This is a genomic window from Corynebacterium segmentosum (assembly GCF_900637825.1).
In the GTDB taxonomy this organism is placed as follows: Bacteria; Actinomycetota; Actinomycetes; order Mycobacteriales; family Mycobacteriaceae; genus Corynebacterium; species Corynebacterium accolens.
Genome location: NZ_LR134408.1, coordinates 836794 through 852911, shown reverse-complemented (window position 1 = coordinate 852911; position 16118 = coordinate 836794). Strand labels below are relative to the sequence as shown.

Sequence of the window (16118 nt, the reverse complement as noted above, 5' to 3'; positions counted from 1 at the left end):
CTCGGTAGGAAGCAGTATGAGCCATTACATATCATAACCTTTCGGCTACCTTACAGGGGGCAAATTTTTCATTCCCTTGTTACGGCGTGCGACAATTAAGCCATGGCGCGCAACCTGGATTCGAGCCCCTACCTCGACTTTGACCGTGAAACCTGGCGTGAACTACGCAAATCGATGCCGCAGGTGCTGACAGAAAACGAGCTTGAAGAACTTCGCGGCATCGGTGACCGCATTGATTTGGACGAGGTCGCAGACGTCTATCTCCCCCTCTCCCGCCTTATCCACATGCAGGTCACCGCCCGGCAGCAGCTCACCGCCGCCACCGAGGCCTTTTTGGGCAACCCGCCCACGCACGTGCCCTTCGTCATTGGCGTGGGCGGTTCCGTGGCCGTGGGTAAATCCACCACCGCCCGCCTCCTCCAGGTGCTCTTGCAGCGCTGGGACTCGCATCCGAAGGTGGATCTGGTTACCACGGACGGATTCCTCTTTCCCACCCAAACGCTTAAAGAGCGCGGGCTAATGAAGCGCAAGGGTTTTCCCGAATCCTATGACCGCCGCGCGCTCATGCGCTTTGTCACCGACGTCAAGTCCGGAAAGCCCGTGGTCAAGGCGCCACTGTATTCGCATATCACCTATGACATCGTCAAAGATCGCTACCAAGAGGTCAACCAGCCCGATATTCTGATTTTGGAGGGCCTCAACGTCCTTCAGACCAGCCCCACCCTCACCATTGCGGATCTCTTTGATTTCTCCGTCTACGTCGATGCCCGCACGGACGATATTGAGCAGTGGTACATCGATCGCTTCCTCACGCTGCGCAATACCGAATTCCGCCGGCCGAATGCGCACTTCGCCGCCTATGCCGATATGGATGATGACCAGGCGCGCGCCCAAGCCCGCGAAATTTGGCAATCCATTAACCTGCCGAACCTGGTAGAAAACATCCTGCCCACCCGCGTGCGCGCCTCGTTGGTATTGAAAAAGGGCTCGCATCACCTCGTTGAAAAGGTACGGATGCGAAAAATCTAGCCGCTACTTGCCAAAGCGGCGCGAACGCTGGGAATAATCACGCAGCGCGCGCAGGAAGTCTACCTTCCGGAACGCCGGCCAATAGGTATCGGTGAACCAGATTTCTGAATAGGCCGCTTGCCACAGCAGGAACCCGGAAAGGCGCTGCTCACCGGAGGTGCGGATCACCAAATCCGGATCCGGCAGGCCCTTGGTATACAGGTGTTCTGTGATCGAGTCTGCGGTGACTCGCTCCGCCATCTCGGCCGCGCTGGTGCCCTTTTCGGCCTCGCTGCGCACCAATTTTTGGACGGCATCAACGATTTCTTGGCGCCCACCGTAGCCCACAGCCACATTGACGATGACGCCCTGGTTATCCTTGGTTTCCTCTGCGGCATCGACCATGCGCTGGGTTACCGGCGCGGGCAATAAATCCAAGTTGCCTACAAGGCGCACCTGGCAATCCAAATCTCCCCGGGACAGATGCGTGACCACATCAGAGATGATGTCAAAAAGCAGCTGCACTTCCTGCTGGCTGCGCTTCAAGTTCTCCGTGGATAAGAGGTAAATGGTGACTACCTCAATATCGGTATCGCGACACCACGCGATCATCTCTCCGATTTTCTTCGCACCCTGGCGGTGGCCATGGCTAATATCAGTAAACCCGGCTTCCCGCGCCCAGCGGCGGTTGCCGTCAGCCATGATCGCCACGTGCTTCGGCTGTGGCCTGCCCTTGATAAGCCGCACGAGGCGCGCTTCATACAAGGGGTACATCAGCCGCTTGAGAAATGTCACGTTGTTTACTCCAGCCGGCTAGAAAATCGACTTCTTGCGGTTATCGTAAAGGCCAGCTTCCTTGAGCGCAGCATCCACAGCTTCCTCATCAAATGGATCGATTCCGTGGTCCTCAGCGAACATGGTACGCCGGCGAAAGCGCGAAAAGCGGCGGTGGAAGTTCCAGCCCGCTACCAGCACGGCAACGCCCAAGATGGCCAAGATAAGCAGCCCGATGGGCGAAGCCTTACCAAACTCAGGGCCCATTGGTCCGCCCTCAGCACCTTCTGTGCCTTGCGCAAGAACAGTGACATCGTGCGCAGCAAGGAAAAGGGAGTCATAGACGCTCATATTTTAAGTCTCCTCGTTCTTTTCAATGCCCGCAAATAAATCATTTTCCGGCAGCGAGGTCGATACTCGAGTCTTAGCTAGCTCAAACTCCTCCGTCGGCCACAGACGCTGCTGGACCTCCACGGAGGTGGCCAAGAATGCACCGGCCGGATCGATCTGCGTCGCGTGCGCCCGCAGCGCATCGTCGCGGTTTTGGAAGTAATCGGCGCACTCCACCTGCGTGGTAACGCGAGCCATAATATCGCCAAAAGCAGTATCCCAACGCGCCAGCATAGGGCCATACGGGCTGGGCTTTCCCTCCTCAAGGAGGAGATCGTGGAACATCTTCATGCGTTGGTACACAAAGCCATGCGAGTAATACAGCTTCAGCGGCTCCCAGGGCTCTCCCAATTCTGGGTGGTAGTCAGGGTCGCCTGATTTGTCCCACGCAATCATGGATGCTCGGTGAACCATAAGGTGATCCGGGTGCGGATAGCCGCCATTTTCGTCATAGGTAATGATGACCTGCGGGCGGAACGAGCGAATAACGCGCACCATTTCCTGAGCCGCTGCATCATCGCCCATCAGGGCAAAGCAGCCTTCCGGCAAGAGGTCTTCCATGCTCTTGCCTTCCTCGGGATCTGGCAGGCCGGAATCTACGTGGCCTAACCACTGGTGTTGGACCCCAAGCGCGCGGGCTGCCTTAGCCATTTCCTCGCGGCGTACCTCAGCCATGTTTTCCTTAACACCAGGACGGTCCATAGCCGGGTTAATAATGTCACCGCGTTCACCACCGGTGCAGGTCAGCACCATTACATCCGCACCTTCTGCAGCGTAACGGGCCGTAGTCGCAGCACCCTTGGAGGATTCATCGTCCGGGTGTGCGTGGATTGCTAGGAGGCGAAAGTCGCTCACTGAAAATCCATCCCCTTTAAAACTAGCTTTTAGAACAGATCACTATCTTAGTAGATAATGGGAAAATGGTACTCCTCGGTTAAAGTAGGGCTATGACTTCCGCCGGAAATTCTCGCTCCGCCGCGCGCTACGGCTCGCGCGATAAATCACAAAAGAACTCTGGTAGCTGGACCAATAAGGCGCTGGTGTTGATTTTCGCCGCCATGCTCGTCACCCTTCTTTACTACGGTTTCCAGTATTTTCGGGAAAAAGAATCCGTCAATGCGCAGATCTCTATGGTCACCCAGGAGGTTCTCAGTGATGACACCACGCGCGTCTGGGTCGATGTGACCCGCAATCACACCGATGAAGACGCCTATTGCATCGTGCAGGCCTACGATTACTCCAAATCCGAGGTGGGCCGCCGCGAATTCGCCGTTCCTGCCGGCGGAAATGAAACCCACCGCATTGCTGTCGATGTCCCCACCAATGCCCGCGCCGTCGCCGGTGGCGCCTACGGCTGCTCCGGCAATATCCCGGATTACCTGGATATGGACAATCCCGACTACGCGGAAAGTCGCTAGCCCCATGTGCTAGGATTTGTACAGCCTAGAACTGGGCATTTGCCTGGTTGCATACTTAACTTCGGTCCCGCCATCATCGCGGGACTTTGACCACTATTCCACAGCACGGAAGGTTTTAGAATGGCTGAGCAGCAAAAGCAGTACATCACCCCAGAAACCAAGGCAAAGCTCGAGACCGAGCTGCAGGAACTCATCGATCACCGCCCTGAGGTTGCGGCGGAAATCAATGAGCGCCGCGAAGAGGGCGACCTGAAAGAAAACGCCGGCTACGATGCCGCCCGCGAGATGCAGGACCAGGAAGAGGCCCGCATCAAGCAGATTTCTGAGCTGCTGGCTAACTCCACCACCGAGCGTGGCACCATGCAGGAAGGCGTTGCCTACACCGGCAGCGTCGTTCACGTGTACTACAACGGCAACAAGGACGATAAGGAAACCTTCCTCATCGGTACCCGCGCCGCTGCGACCGATAACAAGGACCTGAAAACCTACTCCGAGCAGTCCCCGCTGGGCGCCGCCATCATCGGTGCACAGGAGGGCGAAACCCGCGAGTATTCCGCGCCAAACGGTAAGACCATCTCGGTGACCATCGAGTCGGCTGCCCCATACGATTCCGCCAAGGCTGCCACCCCGCGCGAGTCCTAATTTCCTCCGTCCACCCCACTACCGCCTTCACTACTCTGGAGAAAGAGCACATCCCCATGAAGAAATTCTCCCGTTTCGCCACCGCTGGATTAGTATTTACCGCCGGCCTTTCCTTGGCCGCCTGCCACCCGCCGAACGAGCAGGATTCTGAATCCGGCAAGATCGACAACGCATCGACCTTTACCGGCGAGGCACCGGCACAGAAGAATGCTGAGACGTCTTCCTCTGCTGCTACCACCGAGCCTGGCGTGGATCCGGAGGGCCTGCAAAACGGGGTCGAGGAACCTGAGCAGCTGCCAAACGCTACCGCGACACAACTGCCGCAATAAAAATAAAAGAATTGGGCTGAAGGATACTTTCCTTCAGCCCTTTTTCTTTCCCCAATTCACTACCTAGGATTCTCGCGCCCAATTGCCGATGACCCCAGGCACGACCGCCGGCGGCTCGCCCAACAGATCCCGCTTATTCGGTTCGCGCTCAACCTGCGTGGTTACCGCCTTCACCCGGTTCTTGTCATTTCCCTGACCCCGAGTTCCCATCATTGGTGCAAAGGCGCGCATGCCAGCGGCCGGTCTCCCGGCACCGGATTTAACACCGGTGCTATTGGCGGCGCCTCCCCCGCGGACCACAGCTTCACGCGCAGCGCCCCGTTCTAGGTGTCCGCGGCTACCGTTACCGCCGCTGCTATTGCCAGCGGCTTCACCTGCGGCCCGAGGAAGCGCGCCTCCCACGCCGCGGGCGCCGACACCCTCACCGGCACCACCGCGCAAGCCTGCTCCGCCGCGCGCAGCGGTTCCGCCACCTCCCAAACCTGGGGCGGAATTTACGAGTGCGCCCATATTTCCACCTGCTCCAGAACCAGGCCTTCCGCCCGTACCGATGGCCCCGCTGCCAAGCCCGGCCAGCGAATTGAATCCGCCTCCGCGAAGCGCACCAGCGTTTCCGCGTCCAGTTCGCCCGCCGAGGCCAGGACCGCCCGCTGCAGCGGCAATACCGGTTCCTGTGCCTACCCCGGATCCGGCTCCGGTACCAGAACCTGTTCCACGTCCAGCACCAAGCGGTGCTCCCATCCCGGTAGAACCGAGTCCACCGCTACCGCTGCCAGCTCCAGCACCGATACCCGCGGTACCGGGAGCGGCACCTGCCGTTGGCATAGATCCTAAGTGGCCATGCGATGCCGTCGCCCCAGGAAGTGAGGCCCCACTGGTTGCGACATCGCGACCGCTGATATCTATACCGTCGCCCACACCTAGCTCAGAAAGCGCCCTTCTGCCATCTGCATGCAATTGCTCCTGGAACGCGGCAGTTTCCTCTGGAGTCATGCCGACGGACTCCAAATCGTGGACCGTACCATTAGCCACGTCAAAGTTTCCTGGGCCCACATCGCCCCGAGCAATAGCTTCCTGAATTGCACGCGGCCAGACGACGTTATCGGTGTTGTATTTCTGGCCATCGCCCTCCACACCTGACAAACCAGCATCTACGCCGCCGCCTCCAGAGGCCGGCGACTGTTCCATCAGCGGATGTTGATTGGGCATTGCGTCAATGGCAAACCTCTGGAGGTCCGGCTGCAGCTTTGCCAACGCTGCCTTCTCTGCGACTTTTCGCTTCGCTGGGTCAGGGATTTTCATAATATCCATCGCCATGGCCATCGCCGAAGGCTGAATCATCATCAACCGCGAGTGGAACCCAGTAAGCTTTTCTCCCATTGCTGCGGCATTGGCCACAAAGTGCTTTCCCGAGGCTGCCACTTCCCTAATCTTCGCCGCCGCGCGCGACGTCGTTTCGCTGTCATTCTCACTTTCCAGGGACCCTGCGGCTTCTTCAAGCCCGCTGACGATCTCCCGAACCTCAGAACCTAACGACGCCCAACGCGCATTAGCTTCAGACACACTCCAAATCTGCGTTGACATCAAGTCCGTCGCCAACTTGGTAATCGATGTGCCGACGTTAACTACCGGAGGAGTAAAGGCGAAGGGGCTATACCCCGGCTCCGGCTGGTCCATAATCGGCATCGATTCAACGCCAATCTCACCACCCGCATCAGCGATATCCATCGCCCTACTATTTGCATTTTCTTGGGCTTCAAAGCCTCGCGCTTCTCGGGCAAGAGCCTGCGACAACCATTCAACTTGCGAGGCGTAGTCTAGGAGCGTCCCCTTAGCCGAACCTGGGTCGGTGGTGAGTGCCCTTTCATGCACACCCCCTACGTGATCAATGCCCGACACATTCGAAAATCCCGAATTAAGTGGGCTGTTCACTCGGTCTTTTAGCGACTGAGCTCGTCGATACAGCTCGGATATTATGCTGGTATTCCGCTGTAGATTTTTGACACTAACAAGCATGTTTCCCCCAAAACACGATTATTTTTTGAGATTAGTAATTATGTCAGCAGCCAATTGACATCTTTTCATTGGACTCGAATGTGGCGTGACATCATTTATGCCGATTATTATCGTCCCTCGGCTAGTTGAAAGATATCCATTGCACTGGGATTCTTTAAAGAGTTCAGAGTTAAAGAGGTGGATACCTTCGCTATCCGCGGTTTCATCTTTTTGTCGAAGGTCTTCATTTAGCCCTAGCTCTTCGAATGAAGTTGAATCGCTAGCTGCGGATACTAAAATATTTTCCGAAAAATTCCTCCCGTTCGATGCGATATTACAAAAATAGTGCCCAGATTCTTTCCGATAATCAAGGATCTTCGGCTCAAGGCCAATTTCTTCCAGCCTCTTCGGAGCAATCTCCGTACATGGATCGAATAGCTCGAAATCTAGATCAGCAGGATCAAATTCTCCCGGTGGCGGCAGTACCCCGGAATCCTCATCTCCCGTGGCGCCGGTCTCCCCCCGAAGACCGGCGCCGGCCCTCGAATGCTCGCCTTCGGGGTGTTCCGAATCCCCCGGATTGTCTTCCACATCATCCCCCTGGCTCCCGTTGGCATCACCCGCGCCATCGACTGAACTAGTGCCATCAGTTTCTGCCGTCATCGCGGCATCTTCTGATGCGCTCTTCGAGCCGACTTCCGCAGCGCAGCCACTCAGCGCGACCGAGCTGACTACCAGCGCTGCTACGGTTGCCTGACGTTTCACAACAATCCTTCGGTTACTCCTTTTAGACGAGCTGGAACGAGAAGAAAATAGAGGAGAGAACTCTCTACCTTCCGGTTTCCCGTTCCCGCCACATAGCATGCATGAATCGTGCAAGAATTTCTCGTTGAGAGCGCAAATTAGTCAATATTTAACTATCTCATTAGTCTCATTCGCCACATTTAAGTGTTTTCAAATGGTGAAATTAGCTGCTCATTAGCTGTCTTTAGCCTGAAAGCCCGCCCCTGCCCGGCTAAAGGCTAAAGAACGGCTTAATACCCCCTGAATTACCCCAATAATTACACGCCCGTAAGCCAAAGGAAAACACAAAAATGGCCCGCACCGAAGTGCGGGCCGAAAGCGCGAAGAGGCTTAGTTGCGCTGAATGTAGCTCAACAGGCGAAGGATTTCGGTGTAGAGCCAGACCAAGGTCACGGCCAAGCCAAGGGCTACGCCCCATGCCTGCTTGGCAGGAGCACCGGCACGGATAAGGCGGTCTGCTTGGTCAAAGTCAGTCAGGAAGGACAGAGCGGCCAAGACAATGCAGACCAAGGAGAAGATGATGGCGAGGGGGCCACCATCGCGCAGCGGGTTGAAATCGAAGAAGATGGCACCCAAGAAGTTAGCGAGAGCCATCACCGCGACACCTGCAATGAGGCCGACCAAAATCTTAGTGAACTTTGGAGTGACCTTTACTGCACCAGTCTTGTAGACGATCAGCATGCCGATGAACACGCCGATGGTGCCGACGATTGCCTGGCCAATCAGTGCCATGCCATTAGAACCACCGATGGTGCTGTTGGCGAAGACGAAGGAGAAGCCACCAACGAAAAAGCCTTCGAATACTGCGTAGATGAGGGTCGCAGCCGGGGAACCCCACTTACGGCCAAAGGAGGCCACGAGTACGGTGATGAATCCGCCGATACCGCCGACCAGCATAAGCATCATGGCGGTGCCCGGGTTCATGGTGCCTAGGTAGAAGTTGATAGCAGCGGCCACGATAATGATGCCGAGGGTGATGCCCGTCTTGGTGACGACGTCATCCACGGTCATGGGGCGAGGGGCTTCGCTCGCGTAGCCGGAGCCGGGGTTCTGCTGCTGGCTAGTTTCAGTCAGCGAGGTCATAACCGGATTGCTTGAACGCACGGTTGTCCTTTCTCAGTGATGTACGAATCATCTTTCTCATGTAGATCAACGTCATCACGCCTCACAAAGTTCCTCATTTAGAATAATTTGTTCAAGATTCCAAGAAATTTATTGCTGGACCGGCCCCTCCTGTGACCTGTCCCGAGTTTTGTTGCTAGGAACTTGCTCTCGTGTCGGGTGAGCCGCCGGAAAGGTTCTCGGCGTAGAACCACAGCTGATTGCCAAGGATTTTCTGACTACAAGGCGGTCCACTATGGTGAACAGCTCCTCCAGGGCTCTAGCGGCCCTATTTCCTGCCGCTCTGCTATCAATATTTCGCTAGCCATCACTCCCTGTCAGGTGCACCGCGGATTTACTATCCGCAGTTTCGATATAAACTTAAAAGAGGCATCTTCTTCATGAGCTAATCCTCGTGTGCCTAGACAGTCATACTTCGGCTGAAAGTGAAGGAATATCTTGCGATTTACACTCATTTCCATTGCCACAGCAATCATCATGACGCTGGCGGGCGCTAGCGCATTTTTCATCCCTGCATTCATCGCAGTCGGAATTGCCATCGACGGCAACAACCGGAAAAACCGTACAGCCTAAAATTATTGACGCGGGTTCAGACAAGGAGCTGTGTACCGGCCAGGATATAGGCTGCACGCGTCTTTGGCTCGCAGATGAGGTGTGCGAATGGCATGCGAACAGGCTAGGCTCTCCCAGCCAGTTCAAACGCTAGGCTCAGCCATACGAAAAGTCTCGAGACACCTTAGGAGCGGTGTCTCGAGACTTCACACGGTGCCCCCAGTGGGACTCGAACCCACACTGAATCGATTTTAAGTCGACTGCCTCTGCCGATTGGGCTATGGGGGCGGGGTGCAAGGAATAGTGTAGGACACTATTCCTAAAAAGAGTTAATGAGGGGTAGATTCACTAACCAGACCTGCAATGATGCCGTCTAGGATGTCTTTTTCACTGATGAAGAAGCTACGTGCATCGCTGGTGCGCTCGATAAGCTGCATGATTCCTTCAACGGCTACTGCCCCACCGCCGATGACATCGGCGCGGCCCGGGTGAATGACCGGATTGAGGGCGCGTTCCTCAGAGGGAATGCTGACGAGTTGCTTGAGCAGCACCCGCAGGGCATCAAAACGCAGCTCCGAGCCGTGGATTGCATCGGGATCATAGCGCTCTAGGCCCTGGGCTAGGGCGGATAGCGTGGTAAACGTGCCCGCACAGCCCACAATGGTGCGTGCCTTGGACATGGGGACGATCTTTTCCACCTCGCCCATGCGCTCTGCCACGTATTCGGAGGCAATTTCGATTTCTGACTCCGTGGGGGGATCGGTGCGCATGATGCGTTCTGTCAGGCGCACACAGCCCATATACGCAGAATGTGAACCTAGAATCTCTTCATCGGCGGTGCCCACGACGAATTCGGTGGACCCGCCGCCCAAGTCAATGACGCAGAAGGGGCCACGGTCCGGCTCCATATCGGCTACCGCGCCGTTGAAGGACAGGAGTGCTTCTTCTTCGCCGGAGATAACCTCCGCCTTAGCGCCGGATTGGATCTGACCCAAAAGCTCGGCGGTCATATCGAAAAATTCCTGCTGGTTCTTCGCATCGCGGGTGGCACTGGTTGCCACCATGCGCACGCGGGTAACCTTTTCAAACTTCATCTGGCGCACATAGCCCTCCAAGGCCACGCGGGCACGCTCTAAGGCATCGGGGGCAATTTCACCCGTTGCATCCACGCCTTGGCCCAGGCGAATGATTTCCATGGTGCGGGTAATATCGCGCACCTTGCCGTCTTCATCGATCTCAGAAATTAACAGGCGAATGGAATTGGTACCGCAGTCAATGGCTGCCACGCGAGTCATGTCTTACTCCTATTCCGCGTTGGAAAAATCGAACTCCGCCAGGTCGATGCCCAGCTCTTCCACCGTGGGCCAGTCCTGCGGAATCGCCGTCCCGCGCAGTTTACCGTGGTCGGCCGCCATGGCCACGGCCTCGGTGCCGAGGCGGAAATGCTGGGGGCCTTCGGCAAGCGCATAGGCGATGAGCACGTGCAGGCACTTCACTCGCTCTGGCATGCCGCCGCCAGAGAAATCAGTGCCCAAATCCTCAATCTCGTTGCGCTTGGCCAAGAAGTGCTCGTGGGCGTGGTGATAGTCCGCGGCGAGCTCTTTGTCCTCTGCTAAGCGGGACTCCATCCACTTCATCACGTGGGCGACCTCCAACCGGGACGCTTCCGCGGTCAGGCGGGGATCGGTGAGGTAATACAGCGTGGGAAATGGGGTGCCATCCGGCAGCTTGGGAGAGGTTTTAATCACGGCCGGTTGGCCGTCCGGCGTGCGGAAGGATATCTCCAGCACGCCGCGTGGGGTGCGGTCCAATTGCTCGGAAACGATGGCTAAATCTGCATCAGTGACGGTCATGCGAACAATTATCGCACATCGCCGCTTTCCTCAGGCGCTGGCTCGATCGGCAGGTGATGCGACTCGCCCGCTGGGGCCTCTTCCTCGGGCGGTTCTGCCACCGAATCCCACAGCACCTCAAACCACGGGCGCGAATCCTCCTGCTCCTTGCTATTGGTCGTGACCTGGTTATCGGGCTGGATATTCGGATCAAGGATGCGGTACGCGGTCGTGACCTGGTTATCGGGCTGGATATTCGGATCAAGGATGCGGTACGCGGTCTCGCCCTGCTCTACCACGCCGAAGCGGCGCCGGGCTTCCTGCTTGATATAGTCCTCGGATTTATATTTATCGATCTCTTCCAACAGGGCATCTTTTTCATCCTGCTTCGCGGCAATCGATTCATTGAGCCGGGCAATTTCGGAGCGGCCGTGGTAGTAATTGCGCAGCGGCACCGCGATGATGACGAGCATCAATAGGACAAAGACCACGATGACGGTCATGCCGACGATGCTCATGCGATCGGGCTTGCGGTTCTTCTTTTCCTGCGCCCGCTGGGATTTGCGGATATCCGCAGCACGCGAGGCCACCGGAACCCTAGTGCGGCTCCGGCGGCGCTCCGTCTTCTTCTCACGTGCCATAGGGTTACTATCCTAGCGCCGCCACACCAGTAACACGGGCGTGGCACGCGCGGAAATTTACCAACTTTCTCAGGCGCTCGGGATGCTTAGAACGAGGAAGTCCCCGCCGCACCTTTGTGGGGTACAGCGGGGACTAATTTCCTAGCGGCGTCTAGCTTCTAAGCTAGACCGCTAGGTCTTAAGCGTTGAAGCGTGGGAAGGCGGCGCGGCCGGCGTAGACGGCGGCATCGCCAAGCTCCTGCTCAATGCGCAGCAGCTGGTTGTACTTAGCCACGCGCTCGGAACGGGCCGGGGCACCGGTCTTGATCTGGCCGCAGTTGAGGGCGACAGCCAAGTCAGCGATGGTGGTGTCCTCGGTCTCGCCGGAGCGGTGGGACATCATGGTGCGGTAGCCGTTGCGGTGCGCGAGCTCTACGGCATCGAAGGTCTCGGTCAAGGTACCAATCTGGTTGACCTTTACGAGCAGCGCGTTGGCTGCCTTCTTGTCGATGCCCTCCTGCAGGCGAGCCGGGTTGGTGACGAAGAAGTCATCGCCGACGATCTGGACCTTATCGCCAATAGCGGCGGTCAGGGTGGTGTAGCCTTCCCAGTCGTCTTCCTGCAGTGGGTCCTCGATGGACACGATGGGGTACTCGTTGATGAGCTCCTCGTAGACCTTGGACATCTCCTCGGCGGTGTGCTCGCCGCCTTCGAAGTGGTACTTGCCGTCCTCGTAGAACTCGGAGGAAGCGACGTCGAGGGCCAGGGCAACGTCCTTGCCCGGCTCGAAGCCGGCCTTCTTGATGGCCTCAACGATGACGTCGAGCGCAGCGCGGGTGGAATCGACGGAAGGAGCAAAGCCGCCCTCATCGCCCAAACCGGTGGACAGGCCCTTGTCCTTCAGGACGGCCTTCAGGGAGTGGTATACGCCAGCACCGATGCTGAGGGCCTCGGTGAAGGTCTCTGCGCCGATGGGGGCAATCATGAACTCCTGCACGTCCACGCCGGAGTCAGCGTGGGAACCGCCGTTCAGGATGTTCATCATGGGAACGGGAAGAACGTGAGCGTTTGGGCCGCCGATGTAGCGGTAGAGCGGCAGCGCGGCGGACTCGGCCGCGGCCTTAGCGGTAGCGATGGAGACACCGAGGATGGCATTGGCACCAAGGCGGGACTTATTATCCGTTCCGTCCAGCTTGATGAGCGCCTGGTCAATGAGGCGCTGGTCATCAGCTTCGAGGCCAGCGATTTCATCGCCGATTTCCTCGTTGATGTTTTCTACGGCCTTCTGCACGCCCTTGCCCAGGTAGCGGTCGCCGCCGTCGCGCAGCTCGTGTGCCTCGTGCACACCGGTGGATGCGCCGGAGGGAACGCCGGCAACGCCGTGGGCGCCGTCCTCCAAGAAGACCTCGGCCTCTACGGTCGGGTTACCGCGGGAATCCAGGATCTCGCGTCCAAATGCGTGGATGATACCAGCCATGCTGTAACTCACTCCTTATAGATGATGTTCGTCGCTGAGCCACTTAGTTCAGTTACAGGCCCAATTGTTCCAGAAAACCGCGACGCGTGAGGCTAGCGAGCCGGTTGCGGTACCGAGTAGGCATTGGCCGCGTGGGCTACCTTGTCCAGATATTCCCTGGACTGGTTGTAATTTAAGATGGCCTCTTCCCACTGATCCGGGTTACTGAGATCCCTATCACCAAAGCACAAGAGGTTCGCCGCGCCCAGGGCGGCATCGTCGATCTGGTTCGGGTCGGCCTTGCCATCGCCATTGGCATCGCCGCCGACGGACTCCCACGAGGTCGGGATGAACTGCAACGGACCTACCGCGCGGTCAAATTCCGTATCGCCATCGATCTCGCCGTTATCGGTATCTGGGGTGTGCGCGGTGTTATTCGAGCCATCCAGGGTAATACCGACGATGGGCGGCTGCGGGTAGCCGTTGTCATCCAGCTTGGAGGACTTAAACCAGTTGCCGTTATAGGTGCCGTGCCGGGTTTCTACAAAGCCCAAACCCGCGAGTGTATTCCACCGCAAATTGCACCCCGGGTGCTGCTGCCGAGCGATAAGTTCCGCGTTGCCATAGGCACGCAGCGCCTGCGGCGGGATATCGGTCGCTTCTGCCAAATCCGATGCCCAGTGGGTGAGCTTATCGGCCGTGCGGCCCGGCGCGTTGACATCGATATTGGCCACCTCTTTTCCACCTACGGGCGGGGTGGCATCTGGGACCGAGGAATCATCGGTGGAATTGGATACAAATAGCCCCATTACCAGCGCAATGATGATTACTACGGCTAGCCCGCAGCCCCCGATTGTTCGCAGCAGCCTGTTCATGAGTAGCCATCCTACTAAGTGACATTCACCCCGCCGGATAACTACACGCGCCCGCCGCGCGTAAAAGTCCCTGAGACTCTTAGCCGGCTTTTACTCCCGCGATTTCCCCTCCGCCCAGAGGCGGTTTTGTTCTTCTACGCCCACTATGTCCACCGTGCCATCAAAGAGATACGGCGCGCGGGAGCGCATCTTGCGCAGGAAACTAGCGGCGACATCGTCTAGCGAGAAGGAGGAAATCTCGGCGTGAAAAAGCACCTGCAGGAAGATATCCCCAAGCTCTTTGAGTAAATCTTCCTCGGGCGCGCGCTGGCGCACGGCCGCCGCAAATTCGCCTGCCTCTTCTTCTAGGTACGGCAGGAGGGATTCGTGGGTCTGCTCGCGCTCCCATTCGCCGATGCGCCGGGCCGTCGCCATGGCGCTGCGCGCCTGCATCACGGCATCGTCAAGCGACTCGGCCTTAATGACCTGCTCGCCGGTGGCAATGCGCGCTTGGGTTTCTGGATCGTGTTCATCGGTGGTGACCAAGGTGCCGGTGGCATCATCGCCGCTTAAGAGATCCGAAAAATTCCACCGCACTGATACCGGCACTTCCCCGGTGAACTGAACGGGTCCATATAACCTGCCATAGGCGCGCATGGGGATCATGGTGGGCCAGCGTTCATCGAGCAACAGGACTGTCATAGCTACAAAGTCTATCCCGTGTAAATTCTCAAGTTCCCTTTAACGGGGCAGGCGCGGTACTTTAGGCCAATGACCTCCAGCCAAAATAAGTCCCACTCGGTGTCGTTGTGGACGCTTGTCGCGCTGATTATCGGATCCACCGTCGGCGCGGGCATATTTTCGCTACCCCAAAATATTTCCTCCGTGGCGGGCCCAGGTGCCATGCTCATCGGTTGGTTGGTGGCGGGCGTCGGCATGCTCTCGGTTGCCTTTGTCTTCCAGATTCTGGCCTACCGCAAGCCCCACCTGGATTCCGGCGTCTATTCTTATGTGCGCGCTGGCCTGGGTGATTTCATCGGCTTTACCTCGGGCTGGGGCTACTGGCTGGGCTCAGTGATGGCGCAGGTGGGTTATGCCACCCTGTTTTTCAATACGATTGGGCATTACCTGCCGCTTTTCGATGCCGACCACCAATGGCCCTCTGCCATCGCCGTCTCCCTCCTATCGTGGGGAATCTTCGCCGTTTTGGCCCGCGGCGTGCAACAGGCCGCATTCATGAACCTGGTGACCACGATTGCCAAGATCGTCCCCATCCTGGCCTTCATCGTCTTGGTCGCGTTCATCGGCTTTAGCTGGGATAAATTCACCCTGGATTTCTGGGGCCAAAATTCCAATGCCAGCGTCTTTGAGCAGGTCCAAGGAATCATGCTCTTTACCGTCTGGGTCTTTATCGGCGTAGAGGGTGCCTCCGTCTATTCCAAGCAGGCCGCTAAGCGCACCGATGTCGGCCGCGCTACCGTCATTGGCTTCTTCTCCGTGCTGGCGCTCTTGGTTTCCGTATCCACCTTGAGCTTTGGCGTGATGACCAAAGAGGAGCTGGCCGCGCTGCCGGATAACTCCATGGCTTCGGTGCTTACGGAGGTCGTCGGCCCCTGGGGCGGCGCGCTGATTTCCATTGGCCTATGCCTTTCGGTCCTTGGTGCCTACGTTTCCTGGCAAATGCTGTGCGCTGAGCCCATCGTCATGATGGCCATCGATGGCCTAATCCCCCGCCGCATCGGCACCATCAATGTGGCCGGCGCCCCGTGGGTAGCCCAGTTGATTTCCACCTCCGCCATCCAGATCTTCATCGTCGTCTTCTACGTCAACGAGGCGTCTTATGCCGCGATGGTGCAGCTGGCCACCATCATGTACCTCCTGCCCTATATCTTCTCCTCGCTGTATCTGTTGCTGCTAGCGATACGCGGCAAGGGCGTGACCCACCCGCACGCCGGGACGCGGTTCGATCTATCTGGGCCGGATATTCCCAGGCGCGAAAACCGGCGCCACTTTGGCATCGCGCTAGTGGCCTTTGTGTACTCGCTGTGGCTGATTTACGCCGCCGACCCGGTTTATATTCTCTTCGGCGCCCTCGCCGTCGTGCCGGGACTTATCCCGTATGTGCTCACCCGCCTATCGCGACGCGAAAAGCTTTTTAACCGATTTGAGTGGTCAATCGTCATCGTGGTGCTGGTGGCCGCCATCATCGCTGCGGTCGGCCTCGCCCAAGGATCGCTGGAGCTCTAGCCGCCTCGCCCGCCAGCCAAGGGCCATCGCAAGTGGTCTTGCGCACAAACAGTTTAGTACGGTTATAACACCCCA

General features: G+C 57.6%; 18 protein-coding genes and 1 tRNA gene. 6 read left to right on the top strand and 13 right to left on the bottom strand.

Annotated elements, in window-relative coordinates:
* The first annotated feature begins 102 nt into the window (after positions 1-102).
* The gene (gene coaA / locus EL217_RS04180; RefSeq protein ID WP_005280031.1) at positions 103-1029 is read left to right on the top strand and encodes a type I pantothenate kinase; all 927 of its coding nucleotides are present in this window, start codon (positions 103-105) and stop codon (positions 1027-1029) included.
* A gap of 3 nt (positions 1030-1032) precedes the next feature.
* Here the strand turns inward: coaA and EL217_RS04175 are convergent, their stop codons facing one another.
* Genes EL217_RS04175 through mca form a run of 3 tightly spaced genes read right to left on the bottom strand, consistent with a single transcriptional unit; the run spans position 1033 to position 3027 of the window.
* On the bottom strand, positions 1033-1803 hold the full coding sequence (locus EL217_RS04175) for an isoprenyl transferase (RefSeq protein ID WP_005282106.1): 771 nt from the start codon (positions 1801-1803) through the stop codon (positions 1033-1035).
* An 18-nt stretch (positions 1804-1821) separates the two neighbouring features.
* A complete protein-coding gene (locus EL217_RS04170; RefSeq protein WP_005280029.1) occupies positions 1822-2133 on the bottom strand; it encodes a hypothetical protein in 312 nt (103 codons plus the stop codon).
* Positions 2134-2136: 3 nt separating this feature from the next.
* On the bottom strand, positions 2137-3027 hold the full coding sequence (mca, locus tag EL217_RS04165) for a mycothiol conjugate amidase Mca (RefSeq protein WP_023017686.1): 891 nt from the start codon (positions 3025-3027) through the stop codon (positions 2137-2139).
* 92 nt (positions 3028-3119) lie between these two features.
* Between mca and EL217_RS04160 the strand changes: the two genes are divergently transcribed.
* From EL217_RS04160 to EL217_RS04150, 3 genes are all read left to right on the top strand, one after another.
* Positions 3120-3590, top strand: coding sequence for a DUF4307 domain-containing protein (locus tag EL217_RS04160; RefSeq protein WP_005280027.1), 471 nt, complete (start codon positions 3120-3122; stop codon positions 3588-3590).
* Between the two features lie 120 nt (positions 3591-3710).
* On the top strand, positions 3711-4232 hold the full coding sequence (gene greA, locus EL217_RS04155) for a transcription elongation factor GreA (RefSeq protein ID WP_126318709.1): 522 nt from the start codon (positions 3711-3713) through the stop codon (positions 4230-4232).
* 56 nt (positions 4233-4288) lie between these two features.
* Positions 4289-4561 (top strand): hypothetical protein, encoded by a 273-nt coding sequence (locus EL217_RS04150; RefSeq protein ID WP_005280024.1) that lies wholly within the window; start codon positions 4289-4291, stop codon positions 4559-4561.
* A gap of 63 nt (positions 4562-4624) precedes the next feature.
* Here EL217_RS04150 and EL217_RS04145 read toward each other — a convergent pair whose 3' ends face one another.
* The 3 genes from EL217_RS04145 to EL217_RS04135 form a co-directional block, all read right to left on the bottom strand.
* The gene (locus EL217_RS04145; RefSeq protein WP_005280022.1) at positions 4625-6289 is read right to left on the bottom strand and encodes a hypothetical protein; all 1665 of its coding nucleotides are present in this window, start codon (positions 6287-6289) and stop codon (positions 4625-4627) included.
* 306 nt (positions 6290-6595) lie between these two features.
* The gene (locus tag EL217_RS04140) at positions 6596-7321 is read right to left on the bottom strand and encodes a hypothetical protein (protein ID WP_023028592.1); all 726 of its coding nucleotides are present in this window, start codon (positions 7319-7321) and stop codon (positions 6596-6598) included.
* 369 nt (positions 7322-7690) lie between these two features.
* Positions 7691-8464, bottom strand: a complete 774-nt coding sequence (locus EL217_RS04135; protein ID WP_035108611.1) for a Bax inhibitor-1/YccA family membrane protein — start codon at positions 8462-8464, stop codon at positions 7691-7693.
* A 456-nt stretch (positions 8465-8920) separates the two neighbouring features.
* Here EL217_RS04135 and EL217_RS11395 point away from each other — a divergent pair, with 456 nt between their 5' ends.
* Positions 8921-9055 (top strand): hypothetical protein, encoded by a 135-nt coding sequence (locus tag EL217_RS11395; RefSeq protein WP_005280019.1) that lies wholly within the window; start codon positions 8921-8923, stop codon positions 9053-9055.
* A 193-nt stretch (positions 9056-9248) separates the two neighbouring features.
* Here the strand turns inward: EL217_RS11395 and EL217_RS04130 are convergent.
* The 7 genes from EL217_RS04130 to EL217_RS04100 all read right to left on the bottom strand — a co-directional run bounded on the left by EL217_RS04130 (position 9249) and on the right by EL217_RS04100 (position 14498).
* A tRNA-Leu gene (locus EL217_RS04130) sits at positions 9249-9322 on the bottom strand.
* A gap of 41 nt (positions 9323-9363) precedes the next feature.
* Positions 9364-10329 (bottom strand): Ppx/GppA phosphatase family protein, encoded by a 966-nt coding sequence (locus EL217_RS04125; RefSeq protein ID WP_005280018.1) that lies wholly within the window; start codon positions 10327-10329, stop codon positions 9364-9366.
* A 9-nt stretch (positions 10330-10338) separates the two neighbouring features.
* Positions 10339-10887 (bottom strand): DUF501 domain-containing protein, encoded by a 549-nt coding sequence (locus tag EL217_RS04120; protein WP_126318705.1) that lies wholly within the window; start codon positions 10885-10887, stop codon positions 10339-10341.
* 8 nt (positions 10888-10895) lie between these two features.
* Positions 10896-11507, bottom strand: a complete 612-nt coding sequence (locus EL217_RS04115) for an FtsB family cell division protein (RefSeq protein WP_126318703.1) — start codon at positions 11505-11507, stop codon at positions 10896-10898.
* Between the two features lie 178 nt (positions 11508-11685).
* Positions 11686-12963 carry a phosphopyruvate hydratase gene (eno, locus tag EL217_RS04110; RefSeq protein WP_005280015.1) on the bottom strand — a complete coding sequence of 426 codons (1278 nt, stop codon included), beginning with the start codon at positions 12961-12963 and terminating at the stop codon, positions 11686-11688.
* Between the two features lie 92 nt (positions 12964-13055).
* Complete coding sequence (locus tag EL217_RS04105) at positions 13056-13817, bottom strand: lytic transglycosylase domain-containing protein (protein WP_005280013.1); 762 nt, start codon at positions 13815-13817, stop codon at positions 13056-13058.
* Positions 13818-13907: 90 nt separating this feature from the next.
* Entirely contained in the window at positions 13908-14498 is a 591-nt protein-coding gene (locus EL217_RS04100) for a MazG nucleotide pyrophosphohydrolase domain-containing protein (protein ID WP_005280012.1), read from the bottom strand.
* A 69-nt stretch (positions 14499-14567) separates the two neighbouring features.
* Between EL217_RS04100 and EL217_RS04095 the strand changes: the two genes are divergently transcribed.
* The gene (locus tag EL217_RS04095; RefSeq protein ID WP_126318701.1) at positions 14568-16043 is read left to right on the top strand and encodes an amino acid permease; all 1476 of its coding nucleotides are present in this window, start codon (positions 14568-14570) and stop codon (positions 16041-16043) included.
* The last annotated feature ends 75 nt before the right edge of the window (positions 16044-16118 follow it).